This is a genomic window from Gemmatimonadaceae bacterium (assembly GCA_019637445.1).
Lineage (GTDB): Bacteria > Gemmatimonadota > Gemmatimonadetes > Gemmatimonadales > Gemmatimonadaceae > Pseudogemmatithrix.
The window spans coordinates 458528-472192 of record JAHBVS010000002.1; the positions used below are offsets into that span (position 1 = coordinate 458528).

Annotated in this window: 9 protein-coding genes; 1 reads left to right on the plus strand and 8 read right to left on the minus strand. The window is 70.2% G+C overall.

What is annotated here, in order from left to right; all coding sequences use genetic code 11:
* Positions 1-50 precede the first annotated feature (50 nt).
* From KF709_12150 to KF709_12185, 8 genes are all read right to left on the minus strand, one after another.
* On the minus strand, positions 51-1292 hold the full coding sequence (locus tag KF709_12150) for an ABC transporter permease (GenBank protein ID MBX3175160.1): 1242 nt from the start codon (positions 1290-1292) through the stop codon (positions 51-53).
* 27 nt (positions 1293-1319) lie between these two features.
* Complete coding sequence (locus KF709_12155; protein ID MBX3175161.1) at positions 1320-2558, minus strand: ABC transporter permease; 1239 nt, start codon at positions 2556-2558, stop codon at positions 1320-1322.
* A gap of 9 nt (positions 2559-2567) precedes the next feature.
* Entirely contained in the window at positions 2568-3824 is a 1257-nt protein-coding gene (locus KF709_12160) for an ABC transporter permease (protein ID MBX3175162.1), read from the minus strand.
* Positions 3825-3828: 4 nt separating this feature from the next.
* Complete coding sequence (locus KF709_12165; protein ID MBX3175163.1) at positions 3829-5073, minus strand: ABC transporter permease; 1245 nt, start codon at positions 5071-5073, stop codon at positions 3829-3831.
* A gap of 64 nt (positions 5074-5137) precedes the next feature.
* A complete protein-coding gene (locus tag KF709_12170) occupies positions 5138-5809 on the minus strand; it encodes an ABC transporter ATP-binding protein (protein ID MBX3175164.1) in 672 nt (223 codons plus the stop codon).
* 129 nt (positions 5810-5938) lie between these two features.
* Positions 5939-7207, minus strand: a complete 1269-nt coding sequence (locus KF709_12175) for an efflux RND transporter periplasmic adaptor subunit (protein MBX3175165.1) — start codon at positions 7205-7207, stop codon at positions 5939-5941.
* 12 nt (positions 7208-7219) lie between these two features.
* Positions 7220-8692 carry a TolC family protein gene (locus KF709_12180; protein MBX3175166.1) on the minus strand — a complete coding sequence of 491 codons (1473 nt, stop codon included), beginning with the start codon at positions 8690-8692 and terminating at the stop codon, positions 7220-7222.
* A 39-nt stretch (positions 8693-8731) separates the two neighbouring features.
* A complete protein-coding gene (locus KF709_12185) occupies positions 8732-9487 on the minus strand; it encodes a hypothetical protein (protein MBX3175167.1) in 756 nt (251 codons plus the stop codon).
* Positions 9488-9606: 119 nt separating this feature from the next.
* On the opposite strand from KF709_12185, the gene KF709_12190 reads away from it, so the two are divergent.
* The gene (locus tag KF709_12190) at positions 9607-13665 is read left to right on the plus strand and encodes a HAMP domain-containing protein (GenBank protein ID MBX3175168.1); all 4059 of its coding nucleotides are present in this window, start codon (positions 9607-9609) and stop codon (positions 13663-13665) included.

Consider the following 13665-nt stretch of genomic DNA (forward strand, 5'->3'; position numbering starts at 1 on the left):
TCCGGCGTGATGCGGCGGGCTTTGGGCCCCGCGGGGACCTCGCGGCCGATCTACTCGTGCCGCAGCGCCTCGACCGGATCCAGCCGCGACGCGCGCGTGGCGGGCAGCATCCCGAAGACGATGCCCGTGGCAGCCGCGCCCAACAGCGAAGCGATGATCGCCCCCACCGGCACCGAGGCCGGCACCGTCGTGTTCGCCCGGATCACCCAGGCCAGCGCCGAGCCCAGCAACAGCCCGATCAAGGCACCCAGCGAGGTCAGCGTCGCTGCCTCCACCAGGAACTGCCAGAGAATGATCCCGCGCGTGGCCCCGAGCGCCTTTCGGACGCCGATCTCGCGCGTCCGCTCGGTGACGGAAATCATCATGATCGCGACCACGCCCACGCCGCCCACGAGCAGGCCGACCGCCGAGAGCCCGAGGCCGACCATGAAGATGGCGCCGAAGAGCTGGTCGAAGACCTCCATCATCCGGTCCTGGCCCACGAGGAAGAACGAGTTGGGCTGGCTGGGGCGCAGGCCGCGCATCCCGCGCAGCGTCGCCGTCACCGCGTCCATCGCGTCGTCGCGGCTCACGTCGGCCTTGGGCTTCACCATCACCATGAAGGAGCGGCGCCAGACGTCCATCTTCCGCCACGCCGTCATCATCGGCATCACCATGCGCGGCGTATCGGGGCCGCGCCCGTCCAGCGACTTGAGGAAGCCGGCCTTTGTGTGGTAGACACCGATCACGAGGAACCGCCGCCCACCAACGTCGATCTCCTTGCCGATCGGATCCGACTCGAGGAACAGCTCGTCCGCGAGCTTCTTGTTCAGCAGCACGACCTGCGCGGCGCCATCGTGCTCGGCGCCCGTAAACGTACGCCCCGGATCCACGTCCGCCTGGTCCGTCTCGATCCACTCCGGCGTCTGGGCGTCATAGCCCACGTTCTTCACGATGCGGTCGCGGTAGGTCACCGTGCCCTGGCCGAAGAGCCAGCCCATCGCGTTCTCCACCTCGGGCAGTTCCCGCACCGCCTTCCACTCCTCGAGCGAGACGCCGGGGAAGCGGCGCTCGGGGCAGTCATCGGTGGTGGGGTTGCAGGCGCTGAAGCCAGGGTTGCGGCGACGGATCTGGAACGTGGCCGTGCCGAACTCGTCCATGTCCGACTGGAATGACTGCCGGATGCCGTGCACGGTGGCGCCCATCGCCACGACGACGAACACACCCACTGCCACGCCGGAGATGGTCAGGGCCGCGCGTACCTTGTTGGCGCGCAGCGAGTCGAGGGCCATCAACATGCCCTCGAAGGTCATCTGCAGGCGGTCCCAGAGTCTCACGGCCTATTCCTGGCGAAGGGCGGCGATGGGGTCGAGCTTGGACGCGCGGCTGGCGGGATAGATCCCGGCGGCGATGCCGACGCCCGCGCCCACGACCAACGCAAATACCAGCGACCACGGCGCCACGCTGGCCGGCAGCGGCGTCACGGCGGCAATCAACTGCGCCATCCCGATGCCCAGCGAGGCACCGATGGCCGCGCCGATGACAGACAGCGTGGCGGCCTCGACCAGGAACTGCGAGATGATGTCCCGCCGCTTGGCACCCAGCGCCTTCCGCACGCCGATCTCCCGCGTGCGCTCGGCCACCGCCACCAGCATGATGTTCATGATCACCAGCGCGCCGACCACCAGCCCGATGGCCGGCAGGGCGGTGCCGAAGAGGATCAGCTTGCCCTTGAGCTCGTCGAAGAAGCTGAGGGCAGCGTCCGAGGTCTCGAGCGCGAAATCGTCCTCGTCACCCGGCCCCAGCCGGCGGAAGCCACGCATCGAGCTGCGCACCTGCTCCATGCCGTCATCGAGGATCTCGCGCGTCGGCGCCTGCACCGTGATGCGGCCGATGTCGCCGCGCGGGCGGATGCTGCGCGACATCGGGGAGGTGTAGGGCGCGATCGCCAAACGGTCCATCGAGAAGCCAAACACCGAGCCCTGCGGCTCGATGACGCCAATCACCTGATACATCTGCCCGGCAATGCGCAGGTCGCGGCCCACGGGGTCGAGGTTGGGCCAGTAGTACTTGGCCACCTCATCGCCGATGACCACGACCTTGGCGCCGGCGGCCACGTCCTGCGGGCCAAAGGCGCGCCCGTTGGTGATGCCGAACTTCTTGATGTCGAAGTACGATGCGTCCGTCGCCACCGCCTGTACGTCGCGCGGCCGGATGCCCGGCACGAAGGCCGAACGGAAGGTCTCGTTCACCCGCGCCACGCGGAACGACGGGCCGAGGGCCGTGCGCACGATGTCCGCGTCGCGGTCGTAGATGCGCGGCCGCCGCAGGTAGGCCCGCCACTCGTCGTCCGACTCGTTCGGCGTGAAGTTGGGCCAGCGCCGCACGTCGAAGGTGTTCACGCCGATGATCTTCGCCGCGAAGTCGTTCTCGACGTAGTCGCTCATCCCCTCGACGATCGACACCACGGCGATGAGGAACATCACGCCGATCATCACGCCCGTGAGCGTGAAGAAGCTCTTCAGCTTCTGCACGCGGATGGTCTGCAGGGCGAGACGGATGGCTTCGAAAAAGGGCATCGGGAGGTGTTACTCGTGCCGGAGGGCTTCGACCGGATCCAGGCGCGCGGCACGCGCGGCCGGGATCATTCCGAAGAGGATGCCGGTGACGCAGGACGCCAGGAGCGCGGCGACCACAGCACCCGGCGGGATGCTGGCGTTGATCGGCGTGCCGGCGCGGATGAGCGTGCTCACCACCCAGCCGAAGGCCAGCCCGGCAAGCGCGCCGATGCCGGTCAGGGTCACGGCCTCGATGAGAAATTGCCAGAGGATCGTCGTGCGCGTGGCGCCCAGCGCCTTGCGCACGCCGATCTCCCGCGTCCGCTCGGTGACCGAGATCATCATGATGGCCACCACGCCCACGCCGCCGACGATCAGGCCGACCGCCGAGAGCGCGATCATCACGAGGAAGAACATGCCGAAGATCTTGTCGTAGGTCTCCAGCAGCTGGTCCTGCGTGAGGATGGCGAAGTTGCTCTCCTGCGAGGGCCGCAGGCCACGCGCGGCGCGCAGCGTCACCGTCACCTCGTCCACCATCTCGTCGCGCGAGACGTCGGCCCGCGGCTTCACGACCAGGCTCATGTCACTGCGGCGCACGTTCAAGGCGCGCTGCAGCGTCGTCACCGGCATCACGCCCTTGGGGCGGTCACCGCCGGAGAGAAAGCTGGCGTTGTCCTTGTAGATGCCGATCACGGTGAACTGCGTGCCGTTGATCGAGATCGTCTTGTCCAGCGGGTCCAGCTCCCCGAAGAGGCGCTCGGCGGCCGTGGTGTTCAGCACCACCACGCGGGCCGCCCCACGTACTTCCTGCTCGGTGAACACGCGGCTGCCAGGCTGCATCTCGGGCGCGCCGAACTGTGCCCAGTTCGCCGTATACGCCTCGATCGGCGCGCTGGCCAGCGAGCGGTCGCGGTACTTGAAGGCACCGCTCCAGTCCATGCGCACGCCGACGGCGGCCGCCGAAGGCAGGGCCTGCAGCCGCTCGACCTCGGCCCAGGAGAGGGGCGGGTTGCGCAGCCACTTGCAGGTGTCGTCCGAGCCGTCGCAGGCCTCGAAGCTGATCGGATAGCGCGAGACGAAGAACGTGGTCGGTCCCGTGGACTCGAAGTCCTGCGCCACGCTCTGGTTGATGCCGTGCACGGCCGCCGAGATGACGACCACCACGAAGACGCCCACCGCGACGCCGAGGATGGTCAGGCCAGCGCGCACCTTGTTGCCGACGATCGACTCGAGGGCGATACGCACGCCCTCGGTCAGGTTATAGAGGCGGGAACTCAGGCCGCTCATCGCATCACTCCTGGCGCAGGGCGACGACCGGGTCCAGCCGCGACGCGCGGCTCGCCGGGTACACGCCCGAGACGATGCCAACCCCCATCCCGACGCCGACTCCGACGATGATGGACCAGGGTGCGACGCTGGCCGGCAGCGGCGTGGCCGCCGCAATGGCCTGCGCGAAGCCGATGCCCAGTGCGATCCCAAGGCCGGCGCCGACCGTGCTCAGGGTGGTGGATTCCACGAGGAACTGCGCGAGGATGTCGCGCCGCTTGGCGCCCAGCGCCTTCCGGATGCCGATCTCGCGCGTCCGTTCGGCGACGGCCACCAGCATGATGTTCATGATGACGATGGCGCCAACCACGAGGCCGATGGCGGGCAGGGCCACGCCGGCGACCACGAGATAGCCCTGGAGCTTGTTCCAGAACTCGAGTGCGCTGTCCGAGGTCTGCATCGCGAAGTTGTCCGCCTCGGCCGGCCGCAGGCCGCGGCGCGTGCGCATGACGGCGCGCACATTCTCCTTGGCCTCTGTCAGGACATCCTGGTTCTCGGCCTGGATCACCACCGCGTCGATCTGGTGGGGCAGCGGGTTGAGCAGTTTGCGAATCGGCGAGCGCCACGGGGCAATCACGAAGTTGTCGAACGAGATGCCAAAGGCGCTGCCCCGCGTGTCGGTCACGCCAATGACGCGATACGGGGTGGAGCCAATCCGGAGCTCGCGGCCGATGGGGTCGAGGCCGGGGAAGGCGCGCTCGACCATGTCGGGGCCGAGGATGACGACGTTCTCACCCTGCGACAGTTCCTGCTGCGTGAACTGGCGTCCGTCCTTGAGGTCCAGGCGCTTGATGGTGAACCAGTCGCCGTCCACACCGATGGCCCGCGTCTGCCGCGGACGGGCGTAGCGCGACACGGCCGTGACGCCGGCCTCGGACTCCTGGGCCCAGCGCGTGCCCTCGGGCAGCGCCTCGACCACCGGCCGCAGGTCGGCGATGGTCATGCGCGGCCGCCGCCGCCAGGACTCCCATTCGGCGCGGTCCACGTCGCCCAGCTGGATGTTCGGCGCACGACGCAGCTCGAAGGAGTTCACGGCAATCAGCTTGCCGACGAGGTCCTCCTTCATGTAGCGCCCCATCCCCTCGATGATCGAGACGACGGTGATGAGGAACATCACGCCGATGCAGACGCCCGCCAGCGTGAAGAAGCTCTTGAGCTTCTGGACGCGGATGGTGGCGAGGGCGAGCCGGACGGCTTCGAAGAGCGGCATGGATCTCGGGTTGTGCTGGCGTCCGGCAGGGCAGGCGGGGCGGCCGGGGCCGCCCCGCCGCCACTTACAGCTGGATGCCGAGCTTCTCGGTGAAGACCTCGCGGCGCTCGTCGCTGGCAATCGTGCCGTCGCGCAGCACGACCACGCGGCGCGCATGCGCGGCGATGTCGGGTTCGTGGGTGACCATGATGACCGTCTGGCCGGTGTCCGCGAGGTTCTCGAACACGCGCATGATCTCCTCGGAGGTCTGCGAGTCGAGGTTACCCGTCGGCTCGTCGGCCAGGAGGATGGACGGCCGGTTCACCAGCGCACGGGCAATCGCCACACGCTGACGCTGACCGCCGGAGAGCTCGTTCGGCCGGTGATGCACGCGCTGGCCCAGCTGCACCTTCTCCAGGGCCTCCATCGCGCGCTCCTTGCGCTCGCTGGCCGAGATGCCGGCGTAGACCAGCGGCAGCTCGACGTTGGCCAGCGCCGTGGCACGGGGGAGCAGGTTGAACGTCTGGAAGACGAACCCGATCTCCTTGTTGCGCACGCGGGCGAGCTCGTCGTCCTTCATCGTCGAGACGAGCTGGCCGTTGAGCCAGTACTCGCCGGCGTTGGGCGTGTCCAGGCAGCCGATGATGTTCATCAGCGTGGACTTGCCCGAGCCGGACGGGCCCATGATGGCCACGTATTCGTTGCGGCGGACGGCGAGGTCCACGCCGCGGAGGGCGCGGACGATCTCGCCGCCCATGTCATACTCGCGCTTCAGGCCGCGGGTGACGATCACCCAGTCGCTGCCCGGCGCGTTGCCGGCGGACTGCGTGACGATCTGGCGTTCGGCGGTGGTGCTGATGGGGGCTTCGTCGGTCTCGTGGCTCACTTACTTGCCCTCCTCGGGCTTCTTGGCGTCAGGCGTTTCGCGGACGAGCTGTCCGTCCTTCAACTCGCGGATCGCCTGGTAGGTGCCTGCCACGATGCGCTCGCCCGGCTCCAGCCCGGAGAGGACCTCGAAGTGCTTCTCGCCAGCGATCCCCACCTTTACGGGGCGGAACGTGACTTTGTTGTCCGCGCCGACAATGAACACGCCCTCGACGTCGCGCTTGCCGACCTCGGGTGCCGCCGTCCCCGTTGAGGGCGGGGCGTCGGTCTGCTTGAGGGCCTCGTTCTCGCGCACCGTCAGCGCGATGATCGGGATCGAGAGCACCTGCGTGCGGGTGTCCGTGATGATCTTGGCCGTGGACGAGAAGTCCGGGCGGGTGTCCGCCGGGGCATTCAGGATGCGCACGGTCACGAGGTAGTCGATGGCCTGGTCGGCGCTGCCGGCGGCCGCACGGGCCACCGAGCTGTTGGAGATCTCCGTCACCCGGCCCACGAAGGTCGTGTCCGGGAAGGCGTCGATCTGCACGACGGCCGAGTCGCCGACGCTGATGCGCGAGACGTCGGTCTCGTCGACCTTCACCTCGGTCTCCAGCACGCTCATGTCCGAGATCGTGAGCAGGATGGCCGCATCACGGTTCAGCGTGCCCATGATGGCCGTCTCGCCCACCTCGACGTTGAGCCGCGTCACGCGGCCCGTCATCGGGGCGTAGATGGTCGTGCGCGAGAGCTGCCAGTTGGCATCCTTGAGGCTGGCTTCCGACTGCTTGACGTTCTCCTCGGCGGCGGTCACCAGCGCCTGGTTCACGTCCAGCTGCGTGCGCAGCTGCTCGATCTCCGCGGCGGAGACCAGTGCGGCGTTGGTCTTGCGGATCTCCTCCTGGCGCTCGTAGTTGCGGCGCGCCTGGAGCTCATTGGCCTTCTGCTGCGCGAGGGACGCGCGCGCATTGGCCAGCGCCGCCTCCGCACGCTGCACCTGGGCCTCGAACTGCTGCGGGTCGATCTGCAGCAGGAACTGGCCGGACTTCACCCAGTCGCCCTCCTTGACGGAGAGGCGCGTGATGCGGCCGGTGATGTCGGCGGAGAGGTCCACCTTGGTCTCCGGCACGACCTGGCCGCTGGCGGTGACCGAGGCCACGAGGTCGCGGGCCTCAACGCCCTCGACGCGCACCACGGTGCCCTTGTTGTTGGAGCGTGCGGCGGAGGTGGCGGCGACGGCTACCACCGCCAACACCACCGCGCCTGCGATGCCCATCTTCATCTTCTTACTCATACGCTCCTCAACTCAGCGAAGGGTGCGGCCGACGGCGTTCTCAAGCGCCGCGTACGCCCGGTGGAATTCATAGACTGCGTCGATCCGGTCCGTCTCGGCGCGCTCGTACTCGCCGCGTGCCGTGGTCAGGTCCACGAAGGTGTTGGCCCCGACGCGATACCGCTCCTCGGCCAGCTGCAGCGCCTCACGCGCCGTGGCCGCATTGCGCTCCTGCAGCTCCACGGCACGATGCGCGGCCTGCAGGGTCACCAGCGCCGACGTCACGTCGGCCGTGAGCTGCAACTCCTGCCGGCGCACCGAGTACTCGGCGTCACGGCGGGCCGCGTTGGCCTCCTGCAGGCGCGACTCGCGCCCCAGCCCGTCGAACAGCGGCAGGGAGATGCCCATCGACAGGTTATAAGGATTTCGCGTGAAATCAAACGGGAACTTGTTGTTCTGGTCCCGGATCGCCTGCTCCTGCGCCGGCGTGAACACGATGCCCGCGCACTGCGCGGCGATGCTCGACAGGCCGGCTCCGACGCGGATCGAGTCCGTCGTGAAGCAGTTGGCCTGGCTGCTCAGCGCACCGGCCTGGGCCTGCGCAATGGTCACATCGATGTTCGTCTGCTTCTGCGTGAACGCACCCACCGAGGCCGAGAACGACAGCGTCGGGGTGTACTCGCTCTGCGCCGAGCGGACGCCGGCCACGGCGACGCGCTGACGCGCCTGCACGGCGAGCAGCGTCGGATTCTGGCGGCGCGCCGTTTCCAGCAGGTCGCCCAGCTGGTAGCTCGGCGCGGTGATGGCCAACTCGGCCGTCAGCTCCACGCCCTCGGGCATCGGGACGCCAAGCTGCTGGAAGAGCCGCAGGCGCTCCACTTCCGCGGTGTTGCGGGCGCGGAGGGCCGCCACTTCCTGCTGGCCGAGCTGCACCTCGGCGCGCTTCACGTCCAGCGAGGTGCCGGCGCCCACGCCGGCGCGGGCCTGGGCCAGCTCCAGCTGCAGGCGCTGCTGCACCACCAGCGTGTCCTGAAGGTTCGCGCGGGCCTGCGTCTGCAGGGCCAGGAGGAACTGGGCGGTCACGCCCGAGCGCAGCGTGAACACCGCCGCCTCGACCTCGGCGTCGGCCGCGTCGAGCTGGGCATTGGCCCGCTTGATGTTATTGAAGGTGTTCCAGCTCAGCCGCGAGCTGGCCGAGAGGTTCCACGAGGACGAGAGGATGTCCGAGGTGGCACCGAAGGCGACACCGCCGAAGAACTGCGGGCGGCCTTCACGATAGCTGGCCCCGAAGCTGGCGTCGGCGCTGGGCAGCAGCGCGCCGTAGGCCGTGCGCGTGCCGGCGAGGGCGCGCGTGCGGCTGTTCACCGCCTGCTGGTAGACCGGGTTGTTCCGGCGGGCGATCTCGAGGGCTTCGTCGAGGGACAGCGACGTCCGCGTCGGGGTCTGCGCCGCGGCCGGCAGGGCCGCGCACAGGGCGATCAGGGCGTAGCGAGGGAATCGGAGCACCGTGTATACCATTGAAAGGATGTCGTAGGTCGCCAACATCTACGACCGCAGCGGCGGGCGGGTTTCAGCGGGTGGTTCGTCGCGCAGCGCCTCGATCCCCGTCCCGTGGTCGATCACGCGGAGCAGTCGGCCGGAGGCGTTGGTCCAGACCTCATACAGCAGGGTCCCGGAACTGGCCGAGCGCAGCGACCAGCGGCGCGCCACGATCTCGCGCAGGCCCAACGCGACCCGGTCCGGCGCCTCTTCCTGTACGAGGACGCGGATCTGGGACAGGACGCTGGGCGTGAACAGCGTGACGGGGCGCCCCTCGCCGAACCGGACGACGAACCACAGGTGGTGGACCAGCCCTTCCTCGGCCACAAAGGTGTCCATCGGCAGGCGGAACGCGCGGGCCGACTCGCCCACCCGATGCGCCACGCGCCCGGACCACACGCCGCGGTCGAGTTCGCCGACGACGCTCTGCACCAGCACGCCCTCGTTACGCAACTCGAGTTGCACGCGCAGCGGGTTCCCGAGGGAGTCCACATTCAGCATCACGGCGCGCCGCTGCTCGCCGAACAGGATGTTGCCTTGGGCGATGAACGCGCCCCCCACGCCGCCACGGGTGGCCCGGATGCCGAAGTCCTCGCGCCCGATGCGCTCGCCGTCCCGCAGCAGGGAGAAGCTGCCCTCGTCGAGAATCAGCAGCTGAGACTGGGCGAGCGCCGCGGGTGCCGCGAACACGCCGGCCGCCACGGCCGCACCGAACAGCAGCGCCCGGAGACCGTGTCTCAGGGGCCACCGATTCGTCTTCACACGCGAGCAATTCGCTCGTTCGGCCGCTGCTGCCATGCGAACAAAGCTAACGGAGCGAGCCGCGCGCCCCCCGCGTCCGCGGCTGGCGAGCGCGCTCGCCGGACGGGTATCATCCCCCCGTGAGTACCCCCCCGGTCGACCTCGTCACGGAGCAACGCGTCCCCGCCACCAGGCCCCGCGGACTGCGCGAGCCCTGGCTGTGGTTCGCGTCGCTCAGCGTGCTCATCGGGGCAGCCTGGCTGCGCGAAGGCGCCGCCTGGCTGGCTTGGCTGCTGGCGGCCGTCGTGCTGGGGCTGATGGCGCTGACCCTGCGAACGCGGGCCGCCGCGCGCTGGCGGCGCACGTGGTTTGTCGCCGCTGCACTCGCGCTGCTGGCCGTTGTCGCGTCCTACCACCGCAGTCTCGCGCAGATGGCCGGCAACGGGGAGGAGGTGCGTAGCGCGCTCACCGAGCAGGCCGGCCGCGCACTGGCTGCGGATGTTGATCGCGAGATCGAGGTCCTCCAAGGCATCGCCCGCTCGGCCCTGGACGCACCCTCGGCGCCCGCGACCGCCTTCGCGGCGCTCGCCGCGCTCGTGCCCGAAGGCAGCTCGCGGGCGGTCCTCGTGGCCAAGGGGCGTCGTCCCTTCGCCTGGAGCGGGCGACTGCTCGTGGCGCTCGACTCCCTGCCGGGCGCCACCGGGATCGTGGCGACCAACTTCTATTTGGTGGCCTATGCCTTGGCCGAGCGGGGCGGGGACCTGGCCGTCGCCACCTCGGTGGTGCACGCGGAGCCGCCGGCGGACCGCCTAACCCCATCGTTGGCCGCCGACGTCGCGCGCCGGTTTCAGGTGCAGGGTTTCGGCTACGCGGAGCCGAGTGCGGCGCGGGAGGTGCCCGGCGCGGTCACGGTGCAGGTGGCGGGAGTGCCCGTACTGGCTGCCCGCGCGATGGTGCCGGCGCTCGACGCGCTGCGCGGCCGCGCCTGGGAGCGCGCCGTGCCGCGGGCCGCCACCGCACTCGCCGCGATGCTGCTCCTGCTGCTCGCGGTGGCCTGGCGGCGGGAGACCGGCCTCACCTCGCGGTTCTTTGCTATCGCCGTGGCCTTGCTGTTGCCGGTCATCCTGCCCTTGGCGCGCCTGTCCAACGTCGGGACCGTCTTCGATCCCTCGTTCTTCTTCGTACGATCCGGCTGGCGCTTCACGGCCAACGCCGGGGCGCTGGCCCTCACGGCCGGCCTCTTGCTGCTGGCCCTGCTGTCGGCGCGCCGTGCACGCCTCCGTCTGCCGACGCGCGCCCAGGCCGCCATCGGCATCGTCGTGGTCGCTGGCGTCGCCCCGTTCCTGCTGCGCGAGTTGGCCAGCGGTCTCCAGGTGCCGGCCATTGGCGTGTCGGCCGGGCTCTGGGTGTCGTGGCAGGTCACGATCTTCCTCGCCTCGGTGACCGTGCTGCTCCTCGGCGTCACGCTGGGGCAGGGCGCCATCGCCGGCGATCGTGGCCTGCCGAGTTGGGTCGCACCAGGTCTGGCGGTGCTGGCCGCGCTGCTCGCACCCTCGCTGCTCGAGGCGCCGGGCCGCTTCCCCCAGGCCTACACGATCCTCTGGGTTGCCGCCATCGCCGCCCTTGGCATCACGCGGCGCGCGCGCACCGTCGTGTTGCCCGTGGCGATCGTGGCGGCCTGCGGCGCCGCGACCCTGGTCTGGTTCTCCGCGGTGCGCGAACGGGTGGACCTCGCGATTGCCGACGTGCAGGGACTCTCGCGGGCCGACCGCGATGCGGCGGTGCTGCTGGATCGCTACGCCTCGGTGCTCGACCCGGCCCGCGCCGCACGCTCCCGTGTCGAGTTGCTCTCACAGTTCGCGCGCAGCGAACTGGCCGGCGCGGAGTATCCGGCCGAGATCACGAGCTGGGGCACCGACGGCGCCATGCTGGCCGACCTGGTCGTCGGGCGCGCGCCGGGCTCGACGCACGGCGTGAACCTGTTCGCCTACGAGGCGCAGCGCACCCAGCAGCCCAGTATCACCGAGGTGCGCGGCGATCCCGGCATGCACCTGGTGCTCGCCGTGCCCCACGCGGATGGCAGCGCGACCACCTTGGTCGTCGCGCCGCGCTCGCGCCTCGTGCCGCAGGATCCCTTCGGCGCCTTCCTGGGACTCTCGCCGCCGCCAGCGCCGGAACCCCCGTACACGCTGCGCCAGGGCGACGCGACCAACGCGGCGCCCACGGCCCCGAGCTTCCGCGGCGCCTGGCAGCGCACGGGCAGCGAACTGCACGGCGACTGGCAACTCCCGGGCATCGGCGGGCTCAGCCAACGCGTGCACGCGGTCGTGGACCTACGGTCGATGGACGCCCTGCTCGTGCGCGGCGTGCTGCTCGTGCTCCTCGACCTCGCCATCCTCGGCTCCATCTGGCTCTTGATCGTGACCGCCGAAGGGGTGCTGCCGCGCTGGTGGCGAGCGCGCCGCCGCGAGATCCTCACGAGCTACCGCACGCGCCTCTCGGCCACGCTCTTCCTCTGCTTCCTGCTACCCTCGCTGCTGTTCGGATTCTGGTCCTTTGGCCGCCTGCAGGCCGACGATCGACAGGCGCGCGACTTGGTGGTGCGGGAAACGCTGCGCGCCGTCGCCGGCGACACCGTGGACCTGGCCGCGGCAGCCGTGCGTTTCGAGACGCCGCTCTTTCTCTACGCGAGCGGCCTGCTGGTCAGCACCAGCGATCCGCTGCTCGATGCGCTCGCGCCCGTCGGTCGCCTCCTGCCACCCGGTGTGATCGCCGCGCTGGTGGACGGTGACGAGGTCACGACCGGCCTCGAAGAGTCGGTGGGACCGGCCAACGTGCGGCTCGGCTTCCGCGCCGCCACGGACTCTGCCGGTGTGCAGTACGTCCTGGCCGCGCCCGCGCGTCTCGACGAGCGTCTGCTCGACCGCCGGCGCAACGACCTCGCGATGTTCCTGCTCTTCGCGTTGGCGGCCGGCGCCTTGGCCGCGCTCTGGGCCAGCGGCGCCGCCTCGCGCCAGCTGTCGAGGCCCATCCGTGTGCTCCGAGAGTCGGCGCTCGCGCTGGCCCGCGGCGAGCGCACGCCGGCCCTGCGCGACGACCCGCCGCTGGAGTTCACGCCGGTGTTTCGCGCGTTCCGACAGATGACGGCGGAGTTGGCCGAGAGTCGCGAGGCGCTCGAGGGCGCCGAGCGCCGGCTGGCGGCGACACTGCGGAACGTGGCCAGCGGCGTCCTCGCCCTGGACGAGCACGACCGCGTCACCTTCGCCAACCCGCGCGTGGAGGCCGTCCTTGGCGAACCCGTCCAGGTGGGCGCACGACTGCCCGCCGCCGCGCGCGAACTCCTCGGCGACTCGCTCGACGCCCTGCGCAGTGGCAGTGCCGACGACATCGGCGTGGAACTCGAGGCCGGCGGCCGCCGCCTCAGCCTCCGCCTCGCGCGCCTCGCGCCGGGCTCGCGCCGCACCGTCGTTACCGTCGATGACGTCACCGAAGTGACGCGCGCCGAGCGCGTGCTGGCCTGGGGCGAGATGGCCCGCCAGGTGGCCCACGAGATCAAGAATCCCCTCACGCCGATGCGCCTCGGCCTCCAGCACCTCCGCCGCGCCCGCAGCGATGCGCGCGTGGACTTCGAGCAGGTGCTCGAGGAGAACACGGCGCGGATGCTCGCCGAGATCGACCGTCTGGATGAAATCGCGCGCGCGTTCAGCCGCTACGGCGCCGCGCCCACGCCCGCACCCGCCACCGAGGCGGTGGATCTCGTGGCCATCGTGCGCGACGTGCTGCAACTCGAGCAGATGGGTCATTCCGCCGTGACCTGGGAGTCGGAGCTCCCGCCAGGGCCACTGCGGGTGGTGGCCCGCGAGCGCGAGTTGCGCGATGTGCTGCTCAACCTGCTCGAGAATGCGCGGCTGGCGGGTGCCTCGCGCGTGTGGCTCGAAGTACTGCCCCCCCCGGCGGGCGCCGCGGCCGGGGAGGCGCGCGTCACCGTGCATCTCCGCGACGACGGCAGCGGCATTCCCTCCCACTTGCTGGAGCGCGTGTTCGAGCCCCAGTTCTCCACCCGCACCAGCGGGAGCGGCCTTGGGCTGGCCATCAGCCGGCGTCTCATTGAGTCCTGGGGCGGCAGCATCGGGGCCGCGGCCAACGCACCCGCCGGCACGGTGATGACCCTCCGGCTGGTTCCCGCATCCGAAGCCTGA